The 25,706-nt window shown below is 74.8% G+C and carries 20 protein-coding genes; 9 read left to right on the top strand and 11 right to left on the bottom strand.

Features of this window, described 5'->3' with window-relative positions; all coding sequences use genetic code 11:
* Positions 1-85 precede the first annotated feature (85 nt).
* Positions 86-1,288 carry a sensor histidine kinase gene (locus NDAS_RS01565; RefSeq protein ID WP_013151365.1) on the bottom strand — a complete coding sequence of 401 codons (1,203 nt, stop codon included), beginning with the start codon at positions 1,286-1,288 and terminating at the stop codon, positions 86-88.
* A 190-nt stretch (positions 1,289-1,478) separates the two neighbouring features.
* Here NDAS_RS01565 and NDAS_RS01560 point away from each other — a divergent pair, with 190 nt between their 5' ends.
* The gene (locus NDAS_RS01560; protein ID WP_013151364.1) at positions 1,479-2,696 is read left to right on the top strand and encodes a sensor histidine kinase; all 1,218 of its coding nucleotides are present in this window, start codon (positions 1,479-1,481) and stop codon (positions 2,694-2,696) included.
* Positions 2,684-3,328, top strand: a complete 645-nt coding sequence (locus NDAS_RS01555; protein ID WP_013151363.1) for a LuxR C-terminal-related transcriptional regulator — start codon at positions 2,684-2,686, stop codon at positions 3,326-3,328. Before NDAS_RS01560 ends, NDAS_RS01555 begins: the two co-directional genes overlap by 13 nt.
* A gap of 45 nt (positions 3,329-3,373) precedes the next feature.
* On the opposite strand, the gene NDAS_RS01550 is transcribed toward NDAS_RS01555, so the two are convergent.
* The 4 genes from NDAS_RS01550 to NDAS_RS01535 form a co-directional block, all read right to left on the bottom strand.
* Entirely contained in the window at positions 3,374-4,261 is an 888-nt protein-coding gene (locus NDAS_RS01550) for a bile acid:sodium symporter family protein (protein WP_013151362.1), read from the bottom strand.
* A 381-nt stretch (positions 4,262-4,642) separates the two neighbouring features.
* Positions 4,643-5,197 carry an ATP-binding protein gene (locus tag NDAS_RS01545; RefSeq protein ID WP_013151361.1) on the bottom strand — a complete coding sequence of 185 codons (555 nt, stop codon included), beginning with the start codon at positions 5,195-5,197 and terminating at the stop codon, positions 4,643-4,645.
* Positions 5,198-5,412: 215 nt separating this feature from the next.
* Entirely contained in the window at positions 5,413-6,948 is a 1,536-nt protein-coding gene (locus tag NDAS_RS01540) for a glycerol-3-phosphate dehydrogenase/oxidase (RefSeq protein WP_013151360.1), read from the bottom strand.
* A complete protein-coding gene (locus tag NDAS_RS01535; RefSeq protein ID WP_013151359.1) occupies positions 6,945-7,547 on the bottom strand; it encodes a TetR/AcrR family transcriptional regulator in 603 nt (200 codons plus the stop codon). The genes NDAS_RS01540 and NDAS_RS01535 overlap by 4 nt, the downstream gene beginning before the upstream one ends.
* Positions 7,548-7,564: 17 nt before the next feature.
* Between NDAS_RS01535 and NDAS_RS01530 the strand changes: the two genes are divergently transcribed.
* On the top strand, positions 7,565-9,175 hold the full coding sequence (locus NDAS_RS01530) for an FAD-binding oxidoreductase (protein WP_197724864.1): 1,611 nt from the start codon (positions 7,565-7,567) through the stop codon (positions 9,173-9,175).
* A 51-nt stretch (positions 9,176-9,226) separates the two neighbouring features.
* On the opposite strand, the gene NDAS_RS29125 is transcribed toward NDAS_RS01530, so the two are convergent.
* The gene (locus NDAS_RS29125; RefSeq protein WP_013151357.1) at positions 9,227-10,192 is read right to left on the bottom strand and encodes a hypothetical protein; all 966 of its coding nucleotides are present in this window, start codon (positions 10,190-10,192) and stop codon (positions 9,227-9,229) included.
* Positions 10,193-10,420: 228 nt separating this feature from the next.
* On the opposite strand from NDAS_RS29125, the gene NDAS_RS01520 reads away from it, so the two are divergent.
* Together NDAS_RS01520 and NDAS_RS01515 are read left to right on the top strand one after the other, a co-directional pair.
* Positions 10,421-12,973 carry an ATP-binding protein gene (locus NDAS_RS01520; protein WP_013151356.1) on the top strand — a complete coding sequence of 851 codons (2,553 nt, stop codon included), beginning with the start codon at positions 10,421-10,423 and terminating at the stop codon, positions 12,971-12,973.
* Positions 12,954-13,649 (top strand): response regulator, encoded by a 696-nt coding sequence (locus tag NDAS_RS01515; RefSeq protein ID WP_013151355.1) that lies wholly within the window; start codon positions 12,954-12,956, stop codon positions 13,647-13,649. Before NDAS_RS01520 ends, NDAS_RS01515 begins: the two co-directional genes overlap by 20 nt.
* 51 nt (positions 13,650-13,700) lie before the next feature.
* On the opposite strand, the gene NDAS_RS01510 is transcribed toward NDAS_RS01515, so the two are convergent.
* The gene (locus NDAS_RS01510; protein ID WP_013151354.1) at positions 13,701-14,630 is read right to left on the bottom strand and encodes an aminoglycoside phosphotransferase family protein; all 930 of its coding nucleotides are present in this window, start codon (positions 14,628-14,630) and stop codon (positions 13,701-13,703) included.
* Between the two features lie 367 nt (positions 14,631-14,997).
* Positions 14,998-15,675, bottom strand: a complete 678-nt coding sequence (locus NDAS_RS01505) for a sirohydrochlorin chelatase (protein WP_013151353.1) — start codon at positions 15,673-15,675, stop codon at positions 14,998-15,000.
* Positions 15,676-16,553: 878 nt separating this feature from the next.
* Here NDAS_RS01505 and NDAS_RS01500 point away from each other — a divergent pair.
* The 3 genes from NDAS_RS01500 to NDAS_RS01490 all read left to right on the top strand — a co-directional run bounded on the left by NDAS_RS01500 (position 16,554) and on the right by NDAS_RS01490 (position 19,218).
* On the top strand, positions 16,554-17,369 hold the full coding sequence (locus NDAS_RS01500; protein ID WP_013151352.1) for a nucleotidyltransferase domain-containing protein: 816 nt from the start codon (positions 16,554-16,556) through the stop codon (positions 17,367-17,369).
* Between the two features lie 85 nt (positions 17,370-17,454).
* Entirely contained in the window at positions 17,455-18,009 is a 555-nt protein-coding gene (def, locus tag NDAS_RS01495) for a peptide deformylase (RefSeq protein WP_013151351.1), read from the top strand.
* Between the two features lie 240 nt (positions 18,010-18,249).
* The gene (locus NDAS_RS01490) at positions 18,250-19,218 is read left to right on the top strand and encodes a coiled-coil domain-containing protein (RefSeq protein ID WP_013151350.1); all 969 of its coding nucleotides are present in this window, start codon (positions 18,250-18,252) and stop codon (positions 19,216-19,218) included.
* Positions 19,219-19,271: 53 nt separating this feature from the next.
* Here NDAS_RS01490 and NDAS_RS01485 read toward each other — a convergent pair whose 3' ends face one another.
* The 3 genes from NDAS_RS01485 to NDAS_RS29495 all read right to left on the bottom strand — a co-directional run bounded on the left by NDAS_RS01485 (position 19,272) and on the right by NDAS_RS29495 (position 23,184).
* Positions 19,272-20,603 carry an MFS transporter gene (locus NDAS_RS01485; RefSeq protein WP_013151349.1) on the bottom strand — a complete coding sequence of 444 codons (1,332 nt, stop codon included), beginning with the start codon at positions 20,601-20,603 and terminating at the stop codon, positions 19,272-19,274.
* Between the two features lie 68 nt (positions 20,604-20,671).
* A complete protein-coding gene (locus tag NDAS_RS01480; RefSeq protein WP_013151348.1) occupies positions 20,672-21,463 on the bottom strand; it encodes an alpha/beta hydrolase in 792 nt (263 codons plus the stop codon).
* 17 nt (positions 21,464-21,480) lie between these two features.
* Positions 21,481-23,184, bottom strand: coding sequence for a CPBP family intramembrane glutamic endopeptidase (locus NDAS_RS29495; RefSeq protein WP_013151347.1), 1,704 nt, complete (start codon positions 23,182-23,184; stop codon positions 21,481-21,483).
* A gap of 193 nt (positions 23,185-23,377) precedes the next feature.
* On the opposite strand from NDAS_RS29495, the gene NDAS_RS01470 reads away from it, so the two are divergent.
* Complete coding sequence (locus NDAS_RS01470; protein ID WP_013151346.1) at positions 23,378-25,690, top strand: elongation factor G-like protein EF-G2; 2,313 nt, start codon at positions 23,378-23,380, stop codon at positions 25,688-25,690.
* The last annotated feature ends 16 nt before the right edge of the window (positions 25,691-25,706 follow it).

Genomic DNA, 25,706 nt, shown 5'->3' with positions numbered 1-25,706 from the left:
ACGGGCGCGCCGCGCGTTCCCGGTGGACGGGCCTTGGAACGCGGCTCGCCGTGTGCGACGGGGCGCTGGCAGTCGCCGCACGGCCTCACCCGGGCCCGGGTCCGAAGGGGATGTGCGCGCGGAGGCGGTGACCGCCGCCGGGGAGGGGCCCGGCGGAGAGGGTGCCGCCGTGCGCGGCGACACGCTCCGCCATCCCGGCCAGGCCGGTTCCGCTGCCCGGTACGGGAACGCGGCCGGGCGCGGGCCCGGTGTCGATGACCTCCACCTCCACGGCGGCGGCGCCGCCCAGGACGGTGACCTCGCAGGCGGAGCCGGGCGCGTGCCGGATGGCGTTGGTGAGCGCCTCCTGGACCACGCGGTGGACGCTGTCCGCCACGGCCGGGGGCAGCGCCCCGGCCCCTTCCGTCCGCAGGCGGCAGGTGATCCCCGTGCTCTCCGCGGTGGCGACGAGGGCCTCCAGGTCGGCCGGTCCCGGCCGCGGTCCCAGGGGCGCGTCGTGGTCGCCGCGCAGGGACACCAGAACCCTGCGGAGTTCGTCCGAGGCCTGGCGGCTGGCGGCCTCGATGTCGGCCAGGGCCGCCCGCAGGTCCTCGGCGTCCCCTCCCGTGTAGCGGGCCACCCCGGCGCGCATGCCGACCGCGCCCAGGGTGTGGGACACCACGTCGTGCACCTCGCGGGCCACCCGCAGCCGCTCCCGGACCCGGGCCTCGCGCGCCACCGCGGCGACCGCGCGCGCCTCCTGGACGCTGCGTTCCCGGACTGAGCGGCCCAGCAGCCAGGACAGGCCGAGGAGCACCGAGCCGACGCCGAGGTCGCGGAGCACTCCGTCCAGGGCCGCGCCGTTGGTTCCGAAGGCCACGATAGCCAGGACGCCCGCCAGCAGATACAACCCGTGCCGCGGCCGGGTGGGGCCGCGTTCGGCGGTCAGCGCGAGCGGGTACAGCGCCCACGCGGCGGCGGCCAGGGGCATCTGGCCCCATCCCGCGACGGTGGCCGCCAGACCGGCGGCGAGCACCGCGCCGAAGGAGGCGGCGGGCCATCTCCAGCGCAGCACGATCCCGGCCGCGACGACGGCGCACAGGACCGGGCGCACCCAGTCCAGCGGCTGGGCGCCCAGGGTGTGCGGGTCGGGCAGGCCTCCGGAGAGCAGCAGGTGGAGGAGGGCCACGGCGGTGTCCACCGCGAACCTGCGGCGCGTGGGACCGGGCCGGGCGTCCAACGCCGTCCAGTGTCGGGACGGCGCGGGGGCGGACGCACCGGTCGGCGGGGGGTCGGTCGCTGTGGTCACCGGTCGGGCTCCGTTCCGGAGACGGGTGGGGGTTCCCCGTCCACGATGGCAGTGTCCGGCGGGTCCGTCGACGCGCTCGCGCGGTCGGCGGCGGCCGCGGGGCGGAGAGGGTGGCTGGCTGTAGTGCCCGGGGTGTCCGCGATGGGCCAGACTGTCGTTGGTCGACGGGCGAGAGGAAGGGACGGCGGGCATGGGTGCGGTCTGGAGGCGGGCGCTGCGGGCCAGCACGTACCTGCTGGTGGTTCTGGGTTCGGGTCTGGTGACGCTGGCGATGCTGCCGCTGACCCTGGCCGTGGCGCTGACCATCCCGATCGGGGGCCTGGGATTCGTGCTGCTCCCGCGCTGGGTGGGGCTGCTGGGCCGGTGGGCCTCCTGGCACCAGGGGTGGGCCTCCCGTTTCCTGGGCGTGCCGGTCCCGCGCGTGGGCGGGCGGGAGGCGTCCGGTTTCCGGGAGCTGTGGGGTCGGCCGTCCACCCGCCGCGTCCTGCTGTGGCTGCCCGTGTTCGCGCCCGCCAGCATCGTGCTGGGGCTCGTGGGGCTGCTGGCCCTCGCGATGCCGCTGAGTGCGCCGCAGTACCTGTTCTGGTGGGCGGTCCCGGGGGAGGAGCCGTTGCAGCTCCTGTGGCTCCCGGTGCTGGACTGGGGCACCGCTCTGGTCACCGGGGCCGCCTACGCGGTGATCGGGTGCGCGCTGGGCCTGGGCGCGGCCGTCCCTGCGGCCCGGGCCCACGCCCGCATGACCCTGGCGCTGCTGGCCCCCACCGAGGCGGAGCTGCTGGCGGCCCGGGTGGACGAGCTGAGCCGCACGCGCGCCGACGTGGTGGACGCGCACGGCGCGGAGCTGCGCCGGATCGAGCGCGACCTGCACGACGGCACCCAGGCGCGGCTGGTGGCGATCGCGATGCAGCTGGGTGTGGCGAGGGAGGCTGTGGAGAACCCGGCCGTGGCCGCGCTGCTCCGAAACGCCCACGAGGGCGCCGAGGAGGCGATGGCCGAGCTGCGCGAGGTGATCCAGGGCATCTACCCGCCGATCCTGGCCGACCGGGGACTGTCCGGGGCGCTGACCGCGCTGGCCGCCCGCACCACCGTTCCCACCCGCCTGGACGTGGGTGAGCTGGGCGCGCTCCCGGTGGCGGTGGAGACCGCGGCCTACTTCGTGGTCACCGAGTCGGTCACCAACGCGGTCAAGCACAGCGGGGCCGAGGAGATCTCCGTGCGCCTGGGACGGGAGGACGGCGTGCTGCGGGTGACGGTGCGCGACGACGGCTCGGGCGGGGTGGACGAGGAGCGCGGCAGCGGCGTGCGGGGACTGCGCCGCCGGGTGGCCGCCCTGGACGGTACGGTACGCGTGGACAGCCCGGCGGGCGGGCCGACCGTGATCGACGTGGAGATGCCGTGCGGATCGTGATCGCCGAGGACAACGTGCTGCTGTCGGCGGGGCTGGAGCTGCTGCTCTCCACCAGGGGCTTCGAGGTGGCCGAGGTGGCCGCGGACGCGGCGGCCTTCGCCGACGCCGTGGACCGCCACCGGCCCGACCTGGCCATCGTGGACGTGCGGCTGCCGCCGAACTTCCGTGACGAGGGCATCCACGCGGCGATCGGTGCCCGCCGCAGGCACGAGGCGCTGCCGGTGCTGGTGCTCTCGCAGTACGTGGAGAGGGACTACGCCGGGGAGCTGCTGGCCGACGGCCGCGGCGGGGTGGGCTACCTGCTCAAGGACCGGGTGGGCCGGGTCAGCGAATTCGTGGACGCGCTGCGGCGGGTGGCCGGGGGCGGCACGGTGATGGACCCGGCGGTGGTGCAGCAGCTGCTGGCCCGCCGGGTCCGCGACCCCCTGGAGTCGCTCACCCGCCGCGAGAACGAGGTCCTGGCGCTGATGGCGGAGGGGCTCGACAACGGGGAGATCGCCGAACGGATCGTGGTCACCGAGAACGCGGTGCACAAGCACGTCGGCAACATCTTCGCGAAGCTGGGGCTGTCGCCCTCCGACAGCGGGCACCGCCGGGTGCGCGCGGTGCTCGCCTACCTCGACAGCAGGTGAGCGGCCCCGGCCGGATCAGGCGGGTCGGCCCCCGGCGGGGGCGGGTCAGCGGCCGGACGCCGGGGCCTCCTCACGGGTTCCCCCGCGGGTGACCAGCAGGCCGGTGGCGGCCGCGGTGAAGAACATCAGCACGCCGTACACCGCGGACGGAACGGCCATCTCGGTGCTGCCGAGCAGGGCCGGGCTGAGCGCGATGGCCAGGGACAGCGTGGTGTTGTGCAGGCCGATCTCCATGCAGGAGGCGATCGCCTCGGGGCGGCCGGTGCCCAGGACCCGCGGCGCCCAGTAGCCGATGGTGAGGCTGGCGATGTTGAACAGCAGCACCATCAGCCCAACGGAGACGATGTAGTCGCCGATGTTGTCGAGTTCCTGGTAGAGCGCGACGGCGATGACGCCGAACAACACAGCGACGGAGGCGATCTTGACCGGCCTCTCCATGCGCCGGGCGAAGGCGTCCGCCCTCGCCCTGACGAGCATGCCGACGGCGACGGGGACCAGGATGACCGCGAACACCTGGAGGACCTTGCCGACCTGGAGGCCGAGGGTGTCGCCGTCGCCCATGAAGCGGGCGATGGCCAGGTTGGTGATCAGCGGCAGGGTCACCATGGCGGTGAGGGAGTTGAGCGCCGTCAGGGAGATGTTGAGCGCGACGTTGCCGCGGAACAGGTAGCTGTACAGGCTGGCGGTGGTGCCGCCGGGCGAGGCGGCGAGCAGCATCATGCCCACCGCCAGGGCGGGCGGCGGGTCGAAGAGCAGGACGAGGGCGAGGCAGACCAGGGGCAGGACGAGGATCTGGCAGCCCAGAATGAGCGCGACCGTGCCGGGCATGCTGGTCAGTCGGACGAAGTCCCCGACGGTCAGGCTCAGGCCGAGGCCGAGCATGATGACGGCGAGTGCCGCCGGGAGCGCGATCGTGGCGATGGTGGAATCCATGGGCGGACACCTCGGGGCGGGCCGCGCGGGGGGGCGCGATGGGGCGGTCGGGGGGAGTGGCCGACCGGCGCGGACCGCGGAGGTGAGGGCGTCGGCCCGGGGCGCCGCGTGCGGTGTTACGGGGCCCGCGGGCCCGTGCGGACCGGGGATCGCGCCGTCCCGTGATCCGCGCCACATGTGGCTACTGGTCGGTATGCTGACACGCCCGCGCCCGGGTGGCAAGAGCGCACGCCCGGCCCGCCGGGGCCGGGTGGCCGCGGGCGCGTCCGCGCGGCGGGGACCGGACACGTCCGGAACGCGCACGCGCCTCCCGCGTCTGCCCTCCCCCGGAAGGATCAGTCGCTCATGCGCCCCGCCCGGGCCTCCCCGCCCTCGGAGGGCTCAGGCGGCGGGCCAGGAGCTGCCGGTGAGGTCGTAGGCCAGGTGGAACCACACCTTGCGGATGCTGGGGTGGCCGTTGTCGCCCCAGGCGGTGGCGAAGCTGTCGACCAGGGCCAGGCCCCGGCCGTTCTCCGCGGTGAGCCGGTCGCCCTCCAGCGGTCCGGCGCTCAGCGGGCGGTCCTCTCCCGGCTGGGAGCGCGTGGGCCTGCCGTTGTCCCGGCAGACCAGCGTGAGCCCGTTGGGCGCCCGGGTCACCCGCAGCACGAAGGTCTGGCCCTCCTCGCCGGAGCGGCTGTGCCGGATGGCGTTGGTGGCCAGCTCGGTCCCCAGCAGCGAGAAGACGTAGCGGTAGTCGCTGTCCCGGGCGGCCGCGCAGGTGTCCAGGAAGGCGCGGGCCAGCGGCACGCTGGCGGGCTCGCCGGGGAACTCCCAGTGGCGTTTGGTGAAGGGGACCGGCGGCCGTCCGCTGAAGTAGTGCCGGTACTCGTCCGGTACACCCGTGAGGACGGTGTCCTCGGCCTTGGCCAGAGCCGGCACGGAGACGAGCGTGGGCATGGGAGGACTCCTTCGGCGGGGCGGTTCAGTGGGCAGGCGAACCGGGGGAAGGGGGCGGCTGCGGGAGCGTCCTGGAACCGCCTTCGGGGGAGGGGCGGCGGGAACGGCTACGACCTTACGCGATCAGAACCCTGTGGGACAGGGGATGCGGGTGTGGTGAGTCCCCGAAATCCCGCGCGTTTTCCAGCCCGTCTCCCCCCGGCCCGTCCCGCCGTTCAGTCCACGGCCCCGAGCGCCTCCTCGGCGGCGGCCTCGGCCGCGGAGCGCTCGGCGGGGACGAGCCCGACCCGGGTGCGGCGGTCCAGCAGGTCAGCGGCGTCCATGGCTCCCTCGTGGCGCACCCCGAAGCGGAGTTCGGCCCCGGTGACCCCGCGGACGAGGGGAGCGAGCAGCTCCGGGTCGGCGTCGGCCTCGGCCAGCACGGCGACCGCCTCGGTGCCGTACCTGGCCACCAGGCGGCGCGGGGCGGCCACGGCGTCGAGCTCCTCGCGCGGGGCCGCGCCGACCAGGGGCAGCGCGCGGGTCCGGCAGGGGCCCGCGGACAGCCCGCGGGAGCGCACGGCGGTGTCGACGGCCTGCTCGGCCATGGCGCGGTAGGTGGTGAGCTTGCCGCCGACCACGGTGACGGTGCCGTTCGGGGCGACCGTGACGGCGTGCTCGCGGGACAGGTCGGCGCTGTCCCCGACCCCGTGCACCAGCGGGCGCAGCCCGGCGAAGGCGCCCAGGACGTCGGAGCGCTCCAGGCGGGTCTCCAGGGCCCGGTTGAACTGGTCCAGCAGGAAGTCCACGTCGCTGTCGGGCACCTCGGGCACGTCCGGCACGGTGCCGTCCACGGGCTCGTCGGTGAGCCCGGCCAGGATCCGGCCGTCCGGCTGGGGCAGGGCGAACACGAAGCGGCTGGCGCTGCCGTCGACCGGCACGGTGAGCGCGGCCCGGGGGCGGCCCAGGGCGGCGCCGTCGAGTACCAGGTGGCTGCCCCGGCTGGGGCTCAACCGCACGTGGGGGTCGAGCCGGTCGGCGTGGACCCCGGTGGCGTTGACGATCGCGCGCGGGCGCACGGGGACGATCCGGCCGGTCACCCCGTCGCGCAGCACGGCGCCGTCGGCGGCAAGGCTCTCGGCCGAGCAGCGGGTGAGGATCCGGGCGCCCTCGCGGGCGGCGGTGCGGGCCAGGGCCACCACGAGGCGGGCGTCGTCCACGAGCTGGCCGTCGAAGGACACGACACCGCCGAGGAGCCCCCGCCGCGCGACGCCCGGGAGCAGGCGCAGGGTCTGGCGCGGACCGACCACGCGGGGCCGGGGCAGCACGCCGCCGGGCGTCCCGGCCATGATCCGCAGCAGGTCGCCCGCCCCCGCCCCGGCGCGGACGAACAGGGCGCGCGCGAGTCCGCTCCCCCGGTGGACGGGGACGACCATGGGCAGGGGCCGCACCAGGTGCGGCGCGGTGACCCGCATGAGGACGTCGCGCTCGCGGGCGCTCTCGTAGGCGATGGCGACCTGTCCCCCGGCCAGGTAGCGCAGGCCGCCGTGGACCAGCTTGGAGCTCCAGCGGCTGGTGCCGAAGGCCAGGTCGTGGCGTTCGACCAAGGCGGTGGACAGGCCGCGCGCGGCGGCGTCGAGCGCGACTCCGGCGCCCGTCACTCCCCCGCCGACGACCAGGAGGTCGATCCGCGGGTCGTGCTCCAGCGCGGCGAGGTCGGCCGCGCGCCGGGCGGTGTTGAGGGAGGAGGAGGCGGGGACCGCGGGGCTCATGGGCTCTCCTGGTTCGGGGGGCGGAGGTAGCCGTCCAGGAGGGCGGCGAGCTCGTCGACGAGGCCGGACTCGTCGGTGACGTCGGCGAACAGGCGGCGGGAGGTGACCGTGCCCTGGACCGTGACCAGTACGAGGCGGGCCAGCACCGCGGGGTCGCCCGCGCGCACCGACCCGTCGCGCTGGCCCTCGGCCACGACCGGTTCCACCAGTTCGAGGGCCGCCCGGTGGCTGGTGCCCAGCCGCTGGAAGGTGTAGGTGGCCAGGAGTTCGGGCTCGGTGTCCACGATCCGGACGAACAGCGGGTGGGCGAGCAGCGCGCGGGCGACCCCGGCCGCGTGCCGGACCAGCCGGGCGCGCACGTCCTCCCCGGCGGGCCCGCCGGGGCCGTCGCCCTGGTCGGCGAGGATCCGCCGCAGCTCCCGGGTGAGCAGGTCGGCCACGAGCGCGGTCGCGTCGGGCCAGCGCCGGTACACGGTGGGTCGGCTGACCCCGGCGCGGCGCGCCACGTCGGTCAGGGTGGTGCGGCGCACCCCGAAGGCCTCGACGCAGGCGCGGGCCGCGTCCAGGATGCGGTCTTCAACGTTACGTATTGACGCCATATGTAAAACTGTAGAGCATGACTGACGACACTTCCTCGGAGGCGGCGCCCGAGATGAGCTGGTTCGGGTGGGGCGACCCCGCCCGGGCGCGCGCGCTGGACCCCGGCCTGCGCGACCTGGTCTCCCAGGTGCTGCGGGCCCCTCTGGCGGACCTGCCCCCCGTCCCCGAGGAACGGGTGGAGCTGCCCCCCTCCCGGCTGGACGAGCGGCTGCGCGGACTGCTCGCCGGTGTGGTCGGGCCCGGCCACGTGGACGACGGGGACGCCGCCCGGCTGCGCCACAGCGGCGGCAAGAGCACCCCCGACCTGCTGCTGCGCCGCGCGGGCAGGGCCGACCCCGCGCCGGACGCCGTCCTGTACCCCGCCGACCACGACCAGGTCCGGCGCGTCCTGGAGGTGTGCTCGGCCGAGCGCGTGGCCGTAGTGCCCTTCGGCGGCGGCACCAGCGTGGTGGGCGGGGTCGCGCCCCTGCGCGGCGGTCTGCGCGCCGTGGTCTGCCTGGACCTGCGCCGCCTGGACCGGCTGGTGTCGGTGGACACCGCCTCGATGACCGCCGTCCTGGGCGCGGGCGTGCGCACCCCGCGCGCCGAGGCGCTGCTGGCCGAGCACGGGTGCACGCTCGGGCACCTGCCGCAGAGCTACGAGTACGCGAGCCTCGGCGGCTACGCGGCCACCCGCTCCAGCGGGCAGGCCTCCTCCGGGTACGGCCGCTTCGAGGACATGGTGGTCTCGCTGCGCGCGGCCACCCCGCGCGGCACCCTGGACACGGGCGGACCGCCCGCCTCGGCGGCCGGTCCGGACCTGGGCCGCCTGCTGCTGGGCTCGGAGGGGACGCTGGGCGTGATCACCGAGGTGGGCCTGCGGATCCGCCGCCGCCCCGAGCGCGTGCTGGACGAGGCGTGGTCCTTCCCCGACTTCGCGGCGGGCGTGGACGCGCTGCGGACCCTGGCCCAGTCCGGGATCCGGCCGACCATGGCGCGGGTCCTGGACGAGGCGGAGACCTTCGTGGGAGCGGCCGTGGGAGGGCGCGAGTCCGCGCCCGGCTGCCAGGCGGTCCTGGGCTTCGAGGGCACCGGCGCCGAGGTGGAGGTCCGCGCGGCCGCCGCGCGGGAGGCCATGGCCGGGGCGGGCGGCACCCCGCTGGGCCCCGGGCCGGTGGCGCACTGGCGCGGCAACCGGTTCTCCGCGCCCTACCTGCGCGACTCCCTGCTGTCGGCCGGGGTGCTGGCCGAGACCCTGGAGACCGCGGCCCCCTGGAGCGGCCTGCTCCCGCTGTACGCGGCGGTCTCCGGCGCGCTCACCGGGGCGCTGGAGGACGGGGAGGGCGGCGCCGTGGTGATGTGCCACGTGTCGCACACCTACCCCACGGGCGCCTCGCTGTACTTCACGGTGGTGACGGCGGCCGGGGCCGCGCCGCTGGAGCGCTGGGGCCGGGCCAAGCGGGCCGCCTCGGAGGCGATCGCCGCCAACGGCGGGACGATCACCCACCACCACGCGGTGGGGACCGACCACCTGCCGTGGATGGCCGCGGAGATCGGCCCCCTGGGCGGGGAGGTGCTGCGCGCGGTCAAGGCCGCGCTGGACCCGGAGGGGGTCCTGAACCCGGGCAAGCTCATCCCCGCCCCGTAGGGCGGCGTCCGGCCGGGCCCCGGGGGCGGCCGTCCGCCCCCCGGGAGGACCTCAGGCCCGCTCCCCCTCTCGGGAGAGCTGGCGCTCCACCCGTCCGGCGAAGTCGGCGAGGAAGTCCAGGGCCTCGGCCTCGCCGACGCCGTCGCCTCCGCCGACGGTGTAGGAGACCGTCACACCGACGTTGACGGTGACGAAGACCGCCGAGCCGTAGGCGTCGCCGTCGGTGTGCCCGTCGCCCTCGAAGAGCACCGCGTACCCGGTGTCGCCCGCGGACACGGGGCGCCAGTCCAGGAGCACCGCCGTCTGGTCCTGCTCCTCCTCGTGGTGCCCCAGCTCGCGGTCGCGGAGCTGGTCCTCGAGCTCCCCGTGGAACCTCTCGACGGCCTCCCCGCCGTCCTCGTACTCGAAGAGGGAGGCGGTGACGTGCAGGGGAAAGCCGTCGACGTTCCCGACACTGCAGTTGAGGTAGCCGAGCACGCCCGCCTCGGCCAGGTACGCCGTCCCGTCGTCCTCGACGGTGGTGTACTCGCCCTCGGCGCGGGGGCTCTCGGTGCCGGGCACGGAGTCCACCACCTCGGCGGGCAGCAGCCGTCCGCAGTCGGGAAGTCCCGCGTAGGGGCGGCCGTCGGCGATGTTCCACACCACGACGCCCAGGGAGGCCGCCAGCAGGACGGCCGCGGCGGCGCCGCCGACGACCAGGCCCCTGCGGGGGCGCCGGCGCGGACCGGGCTGTGCCGGGTGGCCGGCAACGGGCGGCAGCGGCGGCGTGCCCCCGTGCGCGCCGTACCCGGGCTGGGCGGGCGGGACGCGGGGGTGGCCGGGCCCGTGGGGCGGCCGGCCGCCCGGCGGCTGCCCCGGCTGTCCGGGGAAGCCCCCGGCGGGCTCCGGGCCGGGGTGCGGCCGCCCGGGGGAGCCCGGCTGGGGCCGTGGTCCCGGATGGGGCTGTCCCGGCCGTCCGGGGAAGGGCCCCCCGCCGGGGGGACCGGGGAACGAACCGTCGTCGGGGGGATAGGTCATCGGCTCCGCGGCGTCGCCCCGTCCGGCGGGCGGACGCCGGCCTCCTCACCAATGCTCGTCGGCCGCGCGCGGCGGCCGGGCACCGCCCGCCGCGCGAGGGGCGCCCGGGCGTGTGCGTCGGTATGTCCCCCCAGTATCGCCAACCGGGGCCGCCGCGTCATGCCCGTGGCCGCGACCGGCCCGCGCCGCGGCCCGAACCGTCCGCGGCGGCCCTTCCCTGCCCCGACAATGGATCCCGTGGCACGAGGAAAGCTCCGCATCTACCTGGGATCGGCCCCCGGCGTCGGCACCACGCACAACGCCCTGGCCGAGGCCCGCAGCCGGGCCGAGCGCGGCACCGACGTCGTGGTCGCCGCCGCCCACACCCACCGCCGGGCACGGACCTCCGCGCTCCTGGAGGGGCTGGAGCGGATCCCGCCGCTGCCGTCCGGTTCCGTGGACACCGCGGCCGTGATCGCGCGCGCTCCGGGGACGGCGCTGGTCGACGACCTCGCCCGCGCCAACCCGCCCGGCTCGCCCAACGCCACCCGCTGGCAGGACGTGGAGGAGCTGCTGGAGGCCGGCGTGGACGTGCTGTCCACCGTGGGCATCCACCACCTGGAGTCCCTCAACGACGTGGTCCACCAGATCACCGGCGTGCGCCCCCGGCAGACCGTCCCCGACCACGTGGTGCGCCGCGCCGCGGAGGTCGAACTCGTGGACGTCACCCCCCAGGAGCTGCGCCGCAGGATGGCGCGCGGCGACATCCACCCGGCCGAGAGCGTGGACGCGGCCCTGGCCGACTACTACCGGGAGGGCAACCTGGCGGCGCTGCGCGAGCTGGCGCTGCTGTGGACCGCCGACCGTGTGGAGGAGAGCCTGGCCCGCTACCGCGGCGAGCACGAGATCCGGCGGACCTGGGAGGCCCGGGAGCGGGTCGTGGTGGCGCTCACCGGCGGCCCCGAGGGGGAGACGCTGATCCGGCGGGCCGCCCGCGTGGCCGCACGCTCGCGGGGCGGGCACCCCCAGCCCAGCCACCTGCTGGCGGTGCACGTGGTGCCGCCCAACGGCATGGCGCAGGCGCCCACAGACGACCTGCTGCGGCAGCGCAGGCTGCTCGTGGAGCTGGGCGGCACCTACCACCAGGTGGTCGGCAACGACGTGCCGACCGGGCTGCTGGAGTTCGCGCGGGGCGTCCAGGCCACCCAGATCGTGCTGGGGTCCTCGCGCCGCCGCACCTGGCAGTACGTGTTCGGCCCCGGGGTCGGGGCGATCGTGGCGCGCGACTCCGGGGACATCGACGTGCACATCGTCACCCACGAGCGGGTGGGCAGCGGCCGGTGGCCGCTGCCGCCGCCCGGCCGGGGACTGGGCGAGCACCGCCGGGTGACCGGCTGGTCGCTGGCGCTGCTGGCGCCCACCCTGCTGTCGCTGGTGATGGCGCTGCCCCTGTTCGAGGACGTGGGCGCCGCCTCGGACGCGATGCTCCTGCTGCTGGCCACCGTGGCCACCGCGGCGGTGGGCGGCCTGCGCCCCGCCCTGGTGTCGGCGCTGTGGAGCGCGGTGCTGCTCACCGTGCTGCTGTCCCCGCTGCACGGTCGGCCCTCGGTATCGCTGGACAACATACTGGCGCTGACCGCGTTCGCCCTGGTGGGGGCGCTGGTGGCGATCGTGGTGGAGATGGCGGCGCGCCGGTCGGCGCAGGCCGCGCGCGCCCGGGCCGAGGCCGACGCGGTGACGCTGCTGGCCAGCAGCGTCCTGGCGGGCAAGGAGCCCCTCCAGGCCCTGCTGCGGCGGATCCGGGAGACCTTCGGGCAGCGGTCGGCGACCCTGCTGGAGCGGCTGGACGACGAGCGCTGGCGCGCGGCTCACAGCGTGGGCGCCCCGGCGTGCGAGTCCCCCGAGGAGGCCGACGTCCTGGTCTCGATCTCCGACAACCTGGCGCTGGCGCTGCGCGGCCGGGTGCTGCCCGCCGCCGACCGGGGCGTGCTGCGGGCCTTCGCCGCGCACATCGGCATCGCCCTGGAGCACCAGAGGCTGGAGTGGGACGCGGCCGAGGCGCGCGGCCAGGTGGCGGGCAACCGCATCCGCACGGCTCTGCTGGCCGCGGTCTCGCACGACCTGCGCACCCCGCTGACCTCGATCAAGGCGAGCCTGTCGAGCCTGCGCGCCACCGACATCACCCTCACCGAGGAGGACCGCGAGGACCTGCTGGAGACGGTGGAGGAGTCCACCGACCGGCTCAACCGGCTGATCGACAACCTGCTGGACATGAGCCGGGTGCACACCGACAACGTGCGCCCCAAACTCCGCGCGGTGGGACTGGAGGAGGTCGTGCCCGTCACCCTGCTGGGCCTGCCGCACGAGGCGGTCGTGGTGGACGTGCCCGACCGCCTGCCCCGCGTCCGCGCCGACGCCGGGCTGCTGGAGCGGGCGGTGGCCAACGTGGTCTCCAACGCGGTCCGGTACAACCCGGACCCGCGCCTGCCGGTGCTGGTCTCGGCGAGCGCGCACGGCGACAGCGTGCAGCTGCGCGTGGTGGACCGCGGGCCGGGGGTCTCAGACGAGGGCAAACAGCGCATGTTCGAGGCCTTCCAGCGCCTGGGCGACGCCCCCCAGGGCACGGGGGTGGGTCTGGGTCTGGCGGTCGCGCGTGGTTTCGTTGAGGCGATGCACGGCAGGCTCGACCCCGAGGACACGCCCGGCGGCGGTCTGACCATGGTGTTCACGCTCCGTGCTGTGGAGAAGAGCGAGACGGACACCGGAGACGGGGAGGGGACCGATGCGTGTCCTGGTCGTTGACGACGACATGCAGATCATTCGGGCCATGCGGATCAACCTGAGGGCGCGCGGGCACGACGTGGACACCGCGGCCGACGGGGCGTCCGCTCTGCGGCTGGCCGCGGACAACCACCCCGACGTGGTCCTGCTCGACCTGGGGCTGCCCGACATGGAGGGCATGGAGGTCATACAGCGGCTGCGCGGGTGGTCTCAGGTGCCGATCATCGTGCTGTCGGCGCGGCACTCGGCCGGGGAGAAGGTGCGCTGCCTGGACTCGGGCGCCGACGACTACGTCACCAAGCCGTTCGGGATGGACGAGCTGCTGGCGCGCATGCGCGCGGCGGAGCGGCGGTCGGTGCGCGTGGACGAGGCCCCGGTGGTGCGCACGCCCTCCTTCACCGTGGACCTGGGCGCCAAGCGGGTGCTGCGGGAGGGCGAGGAGGTCCGGCTCACCCCGACGGAGTGGCACATCCTGGAGATCCTGGCCCGGCACGCGGGCCAGCTGGTCAGCCAGCGCCAGCTGCTGCACGACGTGTGGGGCCCGGCCTACCAGAGCGAGACCAACTACCTGCGGGTGTACATGGCGCAGTTGCGCCGCAAGCTGGAGCCCGACCCGGCGTGCCCGCGCTACCTGATCACGGAGGCGGGCCGGGGCTACCGCTTCGAGAGGGCGGGCTCGGCCCAGCCCGGGGACTGAACCCGTCGGCGCGTGCCGGGGCGGTCGGCCGCCGGGGCCGCCCGGCACGCGTCACAGGACGAAGGCCTCCCCCTCCGAGAGTTCGACGAGCATGTCGAACTCGTCGGTGCCGCCGTGGCCGCGGTTGGCCTTGGCCACCGCCAGGCAGGGCGCGAACGCGCGCGCCCACGCCATCAACCGGTCGCCGTCCACGCCCAGGACGCGGGAGAGCACGTCCACGCGCTGCACCACCTCGGGCAGGCTGGTGGCCTTCCACAGGGCCCAGTCCACGGCGTCGACCGCCGCGTCCCCCAGGCAGGCGCGCGGGTCGACGGCCACCAGGCCGCGTCGGCCGCCGTCGATGACGTTGCCCGGGTGCAGGTCGCCGTGGACGGGCACGACGTCCACCGTGCCGTTGGCCAGGTCGCGGGCCCGGCAGAAGCCCTGGTGCATGGCGGACGCGGACACCACCTCGGCGGCGGGCCCCTCGGCGCGCTCGCGGTTCCACAGGTCGAAGATGAACTGCACCCGCGAGGTCAGCGGGCGCAGTTCGAGCAGTTCGCGCCGGGGCACCTCGACGGAGTGCAGCTGGGAGATGAGCGCGCCGACGGTCTCCATCGGCGGCACCCGCCCGCCCGCCGCGACGGTCTCGCCGCCGATCCACTCCATGAGGATGGCCCCCCGCGCGTTGTCGACCTCCCACACGCGGGGTACGCGCCCGGAGGACTCCCACATCCGCAGCACCCGTGCCTCGGACGCGGCCAGGCCGGTGTCCGGTGAGAGCTTGAGGACCGCGCGGTCGCCGTCCGGGCGCACGACGCAGACGACGACGGAGGTCCGGCCGTGGGGGGCCGGGCCCTCGACGGTCAGCCCCCAGTCGGAGGCGATCCCGGAGACGATCCCCGGGAGTTCGGTCAGCCACTCGCCGACGTGGCTGCCGAAGCGCCGTTCCAGACGCCGACGCTGCCGGTCATCGACGAACTGCGCTGTGACGTCGTTCATACATCCACCTTAGGTTCGCTCGCGTCGATGACGGTTCGGGGTGGGCCCCTCGCGGGTCGGCGGAGCCGCGGACCGCACGGTCCGCGGCGCACTGGCTCTGTTCGGGTCCCGGACCGGTCGCGGGTAGACCTCCGCGCCGGCGGGGGGAGGCGGGGGCCGCCGGAGGAGTCGCGTCCGGTCGCCACCGCGCCGTGCGGGAGGCGGCGCGGTACGGATGCCGTGTTTGTGGGTGCGGGGAGTTCCCGCCCGTTTGCCCCCTACCCATCCGCGCGCCCCCGGTAACGGCGCAGCGGCGCCCCGGACTCCCGCGATCACCCGTGCGGCGGACGGTGTCACCGTCGGTGTCGGCTCGTCGGGGACCGCGTTCTCAGGCCAGGCGCCCCCTGACCGCCCGGTGCTGGGCGAGGAGGGTGTCCACGACCAGCTCGGAGGGCCACAGGGGCTCGGTGATCGCGGTGACGTCCAGACCGCGCAGCAGGTCGAAGTCGGGGCCGTCCACGAGCCTCCACGCGGCGACGGCGACGTTGTCCTGGCCGTGGCGGCGCAGCCGGTCGACGGCGTCGACCACCGAGGGCGCCCAGGTGCGCAGGTAGCCCACCTGGACCGGGGAGTCGAGGCGGCGGCTGAGCATGCGCGCCACGTCCATGACGACCTGGTGCTCCTCGGTGCCGGTGGTGCCGTCGGCGGCCAGGACCACGCCGTCGGACGGACCCCAGCCGGAGTCGGCCAGCCGCCCGGCGAGGTCGGCCACGATCGACGGAACCGCTCCCAGGGGCGGGGTCTGGCAGGAGTCGCTCATACGGCCGAGGCCGAGCCGGGAGAGCAGGTGGGCGCTGGCGACGTCGCCGCCCGCGACGAAGGCGGGGACGACCACCTTGGGCCCCCGGACGGAGTGGACGGTGGCGGCGACGTCGTCGGGGCTGCCGAAGGCCGGGGTCACCGGCACCTCTCCCCTGCTCGCCACCGCCTCGGCCAGGCCCCACAGGGCGTCCCGGCGGTGGGTGTCACGTGAGTCGTCGGCTACGAGGACCATCGTCGGGACCATGCGCGTCTCCTTCGGTACATCTGCGGGGGGAACTGCCTTGCCCGCCGAGCGTAAAGCGGCTCAGTTTCACGGGGGTTGTGCGGTGTTACGCGGAGGAAAAAAGCGAACAATGGCTGTGGTGGTTATGACCACCGGGGGTCTGCGTGAACCATAACAATCGCCTAAAAAACAGGGCATGTCCACTTCCGGAGAGAGTGGTGTAGGACTCACGGGTTCCGGAGGACGAAGGGGGCTATCCTTGACGCCGAGGGAGGAAGCCGCCCCCACCTGCTCCGACGAACCGCTCCTTCCCTCCCGCCCCGCAACCGGTCCCCGGCGGGGCATGGCGGACACCACACCCATTCTCCGGCGGACGAATAACCGCTTTCGCCCCGACCTCTCTAGAGAAATACCCAGCAAAGCTTTTCTCATGCATTCGTCAGGTGCGGATGCACGTGCCGCGGAATGTGCGGCAGCCTTCCTGCCTGAGAGGACGCGGATTCTCGGCCGTCTTCGGAGCGCGCCGTTTTCCGCCGGTGTCCGTTCCCGTCCGGCCGCCTCGGGGCCACGGCTGGAGCGCCGCGCCCCGCTCCGGCCGGCCCGGACCGCCCCGCACGCGCGCGAGGACCCTTTGCACATCACGCCGTTCTCTGTCAAGGGTGTGCACTCCCCCAAGTCTCCATAGCCGCACACCACCTGACGTGGGGAGACAGGATGCGGGTCCGGCGCGATCACTTGCCATGACCCCCTCGGCCCGCTCACACTTGGTACCGATGGAGCGTGTACTCGCAGGCGGCACACGCCGCGGGAACGCTCCGGGCCGCCGCCCGACCGGACTCCCCACCTCCGGACGGACCGCGCCCCCAGATCCGCACCGAACCATCCAGACTGGAGTGAGCATGGCCGTCCACCCTCGGGTGCAGACGCTGGCCCAGACCTTTCTCGCGTACGCCGACCAGGAGGCCCCCGGCCTGGTCGAAGGCCTCTACCTGACCGGTTCGGTCGCCCTCGGCGACTTCCGCCCGCACACCAGCGACGTCGACTTCGTGATCGTCACCGGTCACACGCCCGGCAGGCGCGAGCTGGAGCTGCTGCGACGCGTCCACGCGCGCACCCGCGCCGCCGCCACCGGACCCCAGTTCAACGGCGTCCACGTCACCTGGGACGACCTCACCCGCGACCCCGCGGCCTGCGGCCCGGTCGCCTCGGTGATCGGCGGCCGTTTCCGCAACCGGGCCAGCGCCGACGTCAACCCCGTCACATGGCACATCCTCGCCGAGCACGGCGTGACCGTGCGCGGCCCGCACCCGCTCGAACTGGACGTGTGGGACGAGCCCGAGAGCCTGCGCGCCTGGTCGCTGGGCTCCCTGGACGAGCAGTGGCGGCGCTGGCGCGAGAAGGCGGGCCGCCTGGTCACGCCGCGCGGCCTGGCCGCCCTGGGCTCCCTGGCGCCCTCCTGGAGCGTGCTGAGCGTCAGCCGCCTGCACTTCACCCTCAAGACCGGGGAGATCACCTCCAAGAGCGGCGCGGGCGCCTACGCCCTGCACGCCTTCCCCGACCGGTGGCAGCGCATCGTCAACGAGTGCCTGCGCGTGCGGCGCAACGTCAGCGCCCCCTCCCTGTACGAGAGTGCGCTGGCCCGGCGCAGGGCCGCACTGGACTACATCGAGATGGTGCTGGACGACTCCCTGCGCCCCGGTCTGGCCGCGGCCTGAGCCGCCCGGAGCCGCCTCCGGGCCCCGAGTCCGGATTCTCCGCTTCCGTACCGTCGGGAGCACGCTTCCGACTACCCTGGGGCACATGACCATGCGCCCCATCGTCCGTTTCGGCGACCCCGTCCTCGTCACGCCCACCACACCCGTCACCCGCTTCGACAAGCACACCAGGGCGCTGGTGGACGACCTCCTGGAGACGGTCGAGGCCCCCGGGCGGGCGGGTCTGGCCGCCAACCAGATCGGCGTGGGCCTGCGCGTGTTCAGCTACAACGTCGAGGGCCGGATCGGCTACGTGATCAACCCGAGGATCGCCGAGCTTTCGGAGGAGGTCCAGGAGGGCGACGAGGGCTGCCTGTCGGTCCCCCGGCTGTGGTACCCCGCGACCCGGGCCGAGTACGCCGTCGTCACCGGGGTGGACCTGCGCAACGAGCCGGTCACCGTGGAGGGCACGGGGCTGATGGCCCGCTGCCTCCAGCACGAGACCGACCACCTCGACGGCATGGTCTACATCGAGCGCCTGGACCCGCAGACGCGCAAGCGGGCCCTGCGCGACATCCGCCGCTCGGACTGGTTCATGCCCGCCGAGCCCCCCGAGCCCGCGGGCGTACAGCTGCCCAGCGCCTTCGGCGGCGCGAGCTGAGGGTCCCGGCCTCCCTCCTGCGGGCCCGGACCCGGAACGGCTGGCCGGGGTTCGGTCCGGTCCCCGGCTCCGGGTATCTTCGGACACATCCCCGCGCAGTCTCCCAAGTCACGTGAGTAACGCACTAGGCATGTAACGCCAAGATCTCGTATGGTCTGCTGAGTATCTCCCACCGCCGCGGCTCCCCCCGTCACACGCCGCAGGCCGACCGGATGCGCTCGGACCATCCTCGGAGCAGACATGACACCCACTCCTCCCTCATTCGCGCGCGGCAGGCGTGCCGCCCTGTCCCTCAGCGCCCTGGCGGCGGCCCTGCTGGTCGCCCTGCCCGGAACGGCTCTGGCGGAGCCGGACAACGACGAGGTGGACATCGACGAACTGAACCGGCGGGCCGAGGAGCTGGAGGAGAGCTACGACGGCGAACTCCTCCAGTTCAACGAGATCAAGGACCGCGTGGAGAAGGCGGAGGAGGACCTGGAGGAGGTCGAGGGGCGCCTGGAGGCCTCCCGGACCGGTGTGTCCACCATCGCCTCCACCCAGTACAAGAGCGGCGGCGGCCTCGACCCCGCGTTCCAGGTGATCTTCTCCAGCGACCCGGAGAGCATGTTCGCCGACGCCGCGACGCTGAACTACCTCGGGCAGAGCCAGTCCGAGCAGATCTACGACCTCATCCAGACGCGGGACGAGGCCGCCCTGGTCAATGAGGAGCTCCAGACCGAGCTGGCCGAGGCCGAGGAGCTCGTCGAGACGCTGGAGGAGGAGCGCGAGGAGGTCGAGGCCAGGATCGAGGAGTACGAGGCGGAGCAGATCCCCGAGACCCCGGGTGACGGCAGCATCCCGGCCAGCGCGCGGGGCTGGGGCTGGGACGGGGCCACGCCGCGCATGGCGGCGATCCGCGACGAGATCGTGCAGACGTTCGGCGCGCCCTACCCGGTCGGCTGCCTGCGCTCCAGCGCCGACGACCACGGCACGGGCCAGGCCTGCGACTTCATGATGAGCGCGGGCGGTGCGCTGCCCTCTGCTGCCAACCAGTCCCTGGGTTCGCAGATCTCCCAGTTCGGGATCGACAACGCCGACCGGCTGGGCATCAAGTACATCATCTGGGAGCAGCAGATCTGGCACTCCGCTTCCCGCCAGTGGAAGTGGATGGAGGACCGGGGCGACAACACCCAGAACCACTACGACCACGTGCACATCTCGTCGTACTAGTCGTCCGGGGACCGGCCGTCCCGGCCCGGGCGGGCCCTGCCTGACCGGCGGGATCAGCCTCGCGCGCGGGCCCCGCGCCCCGCGCGCCCGCCGAGGGCGAGCGGGACCGATGCCAGCAGCGCCACGGCCGTGACCGCGAACGCGGGCCCGTACCCCGTCAGCTGGATCAGCAGCCCCAGGACCATCGCCCCGGCGCCCGAACCCGCGTCGTAGCCGATGTTCCACACCGCGCTGGCCCGGCCGTACCCGGCCGGACCGGCGCGGTTCAGCATGAGGGTGACGGTCTCGTTCTGGACCGCGCCGAAGCCGAGGCCGAACACGGCCGACCCCAGGAGCACCAGCAGCGCCGTCCCCGTACCCGGCGCGTCCCCGACCGACCACAGCGCGGCGGTGACCAGGGCCATCCCCGCGACCGCGCCGACCATGCCCGGCAGCAGCAGGAGGGCGCGCCGGTGGCGGTCGTGCAGCATCCCGGCGGTCCAGCGGCCCGCCACCACCGCCAGCGCGTAGGCGGCCAGGGCGCCGCCCACCAGCCACGCCGCCTGCTCCAGGGGGATGGCCAGGAAGGTGATGATCGCGCCGGCCGACGAGGCGGTCAGCAGCATGAGCACCAGTGGCGCCGCCAGCGCCCGCAGCAGCGGACGGCCCGCGGACGCGTCCGGGGCGGGGCCGGGTTCGGGGGCGGCCCGGACCGTGCTCCGCAGCGCCGCACGGTTGCGGCCGCCGTCGGCGTACCAGATGCCCCAGGCCAGGACCCCGCCCAGGACCGAGCACAGACCGGTGAGCCAGAACGCGGTGTCGAAGCCGATGTTGAGGGCCAGCGCCACGCCGCCGGGCAGGATGAGCACCTGCGGCAGACCGACCGCCAGCCCGTAGTAACCGGTGGCCCGGCCGACCTGGTGGTGCGGGACCAGGCGGGCGGCGAGCACGGTTCCGGCGACGCTGACCATGCCGAAGCCGACTCCGCGCACCGCCGAGACGGCCAGCAGCGGTCCCAGGTCGGCGGTCAGGGCGAACAGCGGGGTGGGCAGCCCCATCACCAGGGCGCCGACCGGGAAGGCCCAGCGGTAACCGCCCCTCTCCAGCAGCCAGGGCATGGCGAGCTGGGTGAGCACGGTGGTGAGCATGAAGACGGCGGTGGTGCTCCCGGCGCCGAACTCGCCCGCGCCGCCCCGGCTGGCCCACAGGGGGACCAGGGGCAGGACGGCGGCGAAGCCGCAGAGGCCGACCGCGGTCGCCGCGATGAGCAGGGCGAAGCCCCGTCCGCGCAGACCGGGGAGGGCGGGCGGGGTGGTGTCGGTGGTGCCGCTGTCGTCGGCCGCCCCGGTCGGGGCCGCCTCCGAGGGTGTTCCGTTCCCGGATGGGGAAGAACGAGATCGGATCATCCGTCCTTTGTAGCCGACACGCGCACACCTGTCGACGCGGTGCCGATCCGCCCTGCTCAGCCGCCCGCTCAGGCGTTCTCGCCGCCGACCTTCCCCACGAGCCAGTCGCGGATGCGCGCGGTCAGCTCCGGGGTCACGGCGCGTTCGGCGTGCCCCATCCCCGGGATGATCCACAGGTCGCGCGGTTCCCGGGCGGCGTCGTGGATGGCGCTGGCGTGGGAGACGGGGAAGTAGGCGTCGGAGTCGCCGTGCACGACCAGCAGGGGCGTCGGGGAGACCTCCCCGGCGATCTCCCGGGGTTCGGCGGGCACCGGGTCCCATTCCTTGTCGATGACCCTGACCTTGCGGAAGCCGCGCAGGAACAGGCGTCCCGCCCTGCGGCCGATGCCCAGGTGGAGCAGCCGCATGGCGCGCGTCCCCCTGTAGTACCAGCGGCTGGGTCCGCTGACCGAGACCACCGCGTCCATTCCGCCGTAGATGGCCGCGTGCCGGATCGCGACGGCCGCGCCCATCGAGAACCCCACGGTGGAGAGGGAGGTGTAGCCGAGTTCGCGCAGGCGGACGGCGACCGCCTCCAGGTCGTGGATCTCCGCGTTGCCGACGGTGCTGAGCCCGCCGGAGCCGTGGTGGCCGCGGAAGTCGAAGGTCATCACGTCGCCGAACGGGAGCAGTGCTTCGGCGACGGCACGCGTGCTCGGGTTGCGGTGGGTGCCGGTGAACCCGTTGGCGAGGATCACGGCGGTGGTGCGGGACCCGGCGCCGCGCAGGAGCACGGCGTCGATGCCGACCCCGTCGGAGGTGGTCAGCCGGTAGCGGTGCTCACGGGGTTGGGCGCGCGGGTGGTCAATGGCGTCGGACACCCCACCATCGTGCCCGATCAGCTCCAGCGGTCGGGTTCGGGCCCCGGTGTGGTGTTCGCGTCACCGTAGCGGCGGTCGATCCACTCGTCGGGGTACAGGCGGCGTTCTCCGCGGCCTTCGTCGCGGCGGCCACCGCCCAGGAGGCCGTCGTGGGAGGGGTCCGCCGGCGCCCCGTGGGGAGGGAGGGGGTCGGGGCGGGAGGCGCCGGGGTACAGCGGGGCGTTGGGGGGCGGACCGCCGTGGGAGGGGCCCGGGCGGGGCGGGGCGGGGCGGGGCGTGCCGTCCGAGCGGTGGCCGCCGTAACCGGGCTGATAGCCGTAACCGGGCTGACCGACGTGACCGCCCTGGTCACCGCCGCCGAAGCGGTCACCGTGGCCGGGCGGGCCGCCGTCGCCGAGGGGGTCGCCGTGCCCGGAGGCGGGTCCCGAGGTGGACAGGCCGCTGTACAGGTCCTGCTGGAAGGCGCCGCCGTGGGTGTGGGGACCGCTGTCGGTGTGGGGGGCGCCGGGGCCGAAGTCCCCGCTCCGGGCCGGGAGGTCCCCATAGGCGGAGTGCCCGCCGTGTCCGGGGTTGCCGCCGTGCCCGTAGGGGTCGCCGTGGCCGAGGTTCCGTCCCTGGTCCGGGAGGTCCCCGTAGACCGAGGGGCCGCCATGGCCGGGGGTGCCGCCGTAGCCCGGCACGGCTCCGTGGGACGGGGTCCCGTGGGCGGGAGTCCCCGTGCCCGGCGGCGCGGGCGCCACCGCCGTGTCCGCGCTCCCGCCCTCCTCGGCGTCGGTCAGCGGCTGTTCCCCGGTGGAGGATCCGTCCTCGTACCCGTGGCCGTGGTGCTCGTACTCGTCGTACTCCCCGTACTCGTCGTACTCCTCGTAGGCCTCGGGGTCCCCCTCGTCCTCGCGGTGCTCCCGCTCCCCCGCCTCGCGGACGTCGGCGGGCGGGAAGACGAGGGAGCGCAGGTTGAGCGCCACGTGGACCAGGACCGGCACCCAGACGCTTCCGGTCCCCAGGTACAGGACGGTGAAGAGGGTGCCGGAGGCGCCGGCGCTGACCAGGCCCCACCAGCCCTGGTAGAGGTGCGCGACGGAGAACAGCAGCACCGACAGCGCGGCGGCGATCCACAGCGGCACGCCCATGCTGGCGACCAGGAGGATGAACAGGCCCCGGTAGAGCAGTTCCCCGAACACGCCCCCGGTGACGGCCACCCCGGCGGCCATCGCCCGTTCGGCGGTGGTGCGCGGTGCGAGCAGCCCCCGGTCGCGCTCGGGTTGGGGGAGGCTGAGCGGCGCGGAGGAGCGCCGCCCTCGGGCGCTCGCGCCCTGGGCGCGTCTGCCGCGCGCCGGCCTCCCGCCGCGGCCGGAGCGCCCCGGCCCCCTCGGAAGCCCGTTGACCAGCAGCCAGAACACCGTGAGGGCGAGCAGGCCGCCGACGGCGCCGCCCGCGATCGGCCCCCACGCGTCGGGCAGGCGCAGGCCCAGGTCCGCGGCGACCAGGTTCGGCGAGAGCAGCAGCACCCCGAAGACCACCAGGCCCCACAGCACGTGGATCCCCATGGTGACGGCGTGCAGGAGGGTGAGGGCGCGCGCGTCGCCGTCGCGCCTACGGGACAGCCACGTGAACGCCTTCCTGCCGAGGAGGGGTTCGCCGAACGCCGCGAAGAGGAGCAGCAGGACCGTCAGGACGGTCCCGGCGAGGCTGAACTGAGGGAGAGACTCCGACCATGGCACGGGGCAATAGTAGGGGTCCGAAACGAGTCATAGTGCACGTGCCGTATTTCATCCACGGCTGCTCCAGCTCCTGACCACCTCTTGCCGTGCGGCCCGAGAAGGGCGACCGTAGAAGTGACACAGGTCACAGCATGAGCGGGTCCGCCCGTTCCGTGCGGCCACCGCTCGGACCACGAAGGGCTGGGTAGCAGGGATGGCAGATCGCAACGTCAACGGAACCGGAGCCTCAGCCGGAGCCGTACCGAGGGCCGACGGGCCCCGCGACATCCGCAACATCGCGCTGGTCGGGCCGTCCGGCGCCGGTAAGACGAGCCTGGTCGAGGCGCTGCTCGCCGCCGCCGGGGAGGTCGGCCGCCCCGGCAGCGTCGAGGAGGGCACGACCGTCAGCGACCACGACGAGGTCGAGATCCGGCAGGGGCGGTCGGTCAACCTCACCGTCAACCCGGTCATGGTCGGCGACGTCAAGGTCAACCTGCTGGACACCCCCGGGTACGCGGACTTCATCGGGGCGATGCGCGCCGGGCTGCGCGGGGCCGACGCCGCCCTGTTCGTCGTGTCCGCCCTGGAGGGCGTGGACGGCCGCACCCGCGTGCTGTGGGAGGAGTGCGCCGCCGTCGGCATGCCCCGGGCGGTGGCCGTCACCAGGATCGACCACCCGCGCGCGGACTACGACGAGGTGGTCGCCCAGTGCCGGGAGGCGTTCGGTCCGGGCGTGCACCCCGCCTACGTCCCGGCCGTGGAGGGCACGGGGGACGACCGCCGCGTGGTCGGCGTGTGGGGGCTGGTCTCCGAGCGGTACTACGACTACTCCGGCGCGTCCGCTGGCGTCGGCGGTTCCGACGGCTCCGAGCGCGCGAAGCGTTCCGGCCGCGCCGGAGGGGGCGGGCCCGGATCCGCCCCCTCGGCGCGTCCGGTGCCGGACTGGCTGCGCGAGGCGGCCGGACCGCTCCGGGAGACCCTCGTCGAGGAGGTCATCACCGAGAGCGAGGACGAGGCCCTCATGGAGCGCTACATGGAGGGCGGCGAACTCGACCCCGACCTGCTCATCGACGACCTCCAGAAGGCGGTCGCCGCGGGCGGCTTCCATCCCGTCCTGGCGATCAGCACCACGACCGGGGTGGGTGTGCGCGAACTGCTGCGCGAACTGCCGCTCTCGTGCCCGGACCCGACCCGGCGCCCGTTTCCCGAGACCTCCACACCGGAGGGCGAACCGGTGGCGGGGCTGTCCTGCGATCCGGACGGCCCCCTGGTCGCGCAGGTCCTCAGCACCGCCGGTGACCCGTACGTGGGCCGGGTGAGCCTGGTGCGCGTCTTCTCGGGGACCCTGCGCCCCGACACCCGTGTCCACCTGCACGGCCACGGAGTCCCGTGCGGGCTGACCGGCCAGGACGAGCTGGACCGGACCGGCAACGACGAGCGCACGGGACCGCTGTCCGTGCCGCTGGGCCGCGAGAACCGGCCGGTGGGCCAGGTGGTCGCCGGAGACCTGTGCCTGGTGGCGAGGCTTCCCGACGCCCGCACCGGCGACACCCTCTCCGAGCCGGAGCGGCCGGTGCGCGTGGCGCCGTGGCGCTTCCCGCGTCCGCTGTTGCCGGTGGCGGTGGGCGCGGAGTCCTCGGGGGACGAGGACAAGCTTTCGCAGGCGGTGGCCCGGCTGGTGGCGGAGGACCCGTCGCTGCGCGTGGAGGTGAACGCCGAGACCCACCAGATGGTGCTGTGGAGCCTGGGCGAGGCGCACCTGGACGCCGCGCTGGACCGGTTGGAGCACCGCCACGGGGTGCGGGTCGGCACCGGGGAGGTGCGCGTGCCGCTGCGGGAGACCTTCGCGGTTCCGGCGCAGGGCACCGGGAGGAACGTGAAGCAGAGTGGCGGGCACGGGGAGTTCGGTGTCTGCCGGATCCGCGTGGAGCCGTTGGAGTCGGGCGCGGGCCTGGAGTTCGTCGACGAGATCGTGGGCGGGGTGGTGCCCCGCCAGTTCGTGCTGTCCGTGGAGAAGGGCGTGCGCGCGCAGATGGCGGACGGCGTCGGGACGGGGACCGGCGCGAAGGGCGGCGCGGGGTCGGGGGACGGAGCGGGCTCCGGAGCGGGGTATCCGCTGGTGGACATCCGGGTGACGCTCTACGACGGCAAGGCGCACTCGGTGGACTCCTCGGACATGGCCTTCCAGAAGGCGGGGCGGCTGGCGCTCAGGGACGCGGCGGCCGCGGCGCGGCTGGCGGTGCTGGAACCGGTGGACGAGGTGTCCGTGGAGGTGGACGACGCCTACCTGGGCGCGGTGCTGAGCGACCTGTCGGCCCGGCGCGGCCGGGTGGTGGGGACCGAGTCGGTGCGGGGCGGTCGGGCGGTGGTGCGCGCCGAGGTGCCGGAGCTGGAGATCGTCCGGTACGCGGTGGACCTGCGGTCGATCTCGCACGGCACGGGCGTGTTCAGCCGGGAGTACGCGCGCCACGAGCCGCTGCCCGCGCAGGCGGCGGCGCGGCTGGCCGGGCGGGTCGGGCAGGGCTAGGGCGGAAGGACGGTCC

The organism is Nocardiopsis dassonvillei subsp. dassonvillei DSM 43111, assembly GCF_000092985.1.
Lineage (GTDB): Bacteria > Actinomycetota > Actinomycetes > Streptosporangiales > Streptosporangiaceae > Nocardiopsis > Nocardiopsis dassonvillei.
Note: the sequence above shows the minus strand (reverse complement) of the source record. Positions and strands in the feature narration are given on the sequence as shown.

What these genes read in the sequence shown, in the direction of transcription:
- NDAS_RS01560 (WP_013151364.1), top strand. Translation starts at nt 1,479, where the DNA reads ATGGGTGCGGTCTGGAGGCGGGCGCTGCGGGCCAGCACGTACCTGCTG.
- NDAS_RS01550 (WP_013151362.1), bottom strand. Translation starts at nt 4,261, where the DNA reads ATGGATTCCACCATCGCCACGATCGCGCTCCCGGCGGCACTCGCCGTC.
- NDAS_RS01545 (WP_013151361.1), bottom strand. Translation starts at nt 5,197, where the DNA reads ATGCCCACGCTCGTCTCCGTGCCGGCTCTGGCCAAGGCCGAGGACACC.
- NDAS_RS01540 (WP_013151360.1), bottom strand. Translation starts at nt 6,948, where the DNA reads ATGAGCCCCGCGGTCCCCGCCTCCTCCTCCCTCAACACCGCCCGGCGC.
- NDAS_RS01535 (WP_013151359.1), bottom strand. Translation starts at nt 7,547, where the DNA reads ATGGCGTCAATACGTAACGTTGAAGACCGCATCCTGGACGCGGCCCGC.
- NDAS_RS01530 (WP_197724864.1), top strand. Translation starts at nt 7,565, where the DNA reads ATGACTGACGACACTTCCTCGGAGGCGGCGCCCGAGATGAGCTGGTTC.
- NDAS_RS29125 (WP_013151357.1), bottom strand. Translation starts at nt 10,192, where the DNA reads ATGACCTATCCCCCCGACGACGGTTCGTTCCCCGGTCCCCCCGGCGGG.
- NDAS_RS01520 (WP_013151356.1), top strand. Translation starts at nt 10,421, where the DNA reads ATGGATCCCGTGGCACGAGGAAAGCTCCGCATCTACCTGGGATCGGCC.
- NDAS_RS01515 (WP_013151355.1), top strand. Translation starts at nt 12,954, where the DNA reads ATGCGTGTCCTGGTCGTTGACGACGACATGCAGATCATTCGGGCCATG.
- NDAS_RS01510 (WP_013151354.1), bottom strand. Translation starts at nt 14,630, where the DNA reads ATGAACGACGTCACAGCGCAGTTCGTCGATGACCGGCAGCGTCGGCGT.
- NDAS_RS01505 (WP_013151353.1), bottom strand. Translation starts at nt 15,675, where the DNA reads ATGGTCCCGACGATGGTCCTCGTAGCCGACGACTCACGTGACACCCAC.
- NDAS_RS01500 (WP_013151352.1), top strand. Translation starts at nt 16,554, where the DNA reads ATGGCCGTCCACCCTCGGGTGCAGACGCTGGCCCAGACCTTTCTCGCG.
- def (WP_013151351.1), top strand. Translation starts at nt 17,455, where the DNA reads ATGACCATGCGCCCCATCGTCCGTTTCGGCGACCCCGTCCTCGTCACG.
- NDAS_RS01490 (WP_013151350.1), top strand. Translation starts at nt 18,250, where the DNA reads ATGACACCCACTCCTCCCTCATTCGCGCGCGGCAGGCGTGCCGCCCTG.
- NDAS_RS01485 (WP_013151349.1), bottom strand. Translation starts at nt 20,603, where the DNA reads ATGATCCGATCTCGTTCTTCCCCATCCGGGAACGGAACACCCTCGGAG.
- NDAS_RS01470 (WP_013151346.1), top strand. Translation starts at nt 23,378, where the DNA reads ATGGCAGATCGCAACGTCAACGGAACCGGAGCCTCAGCCGGAGCCGTA.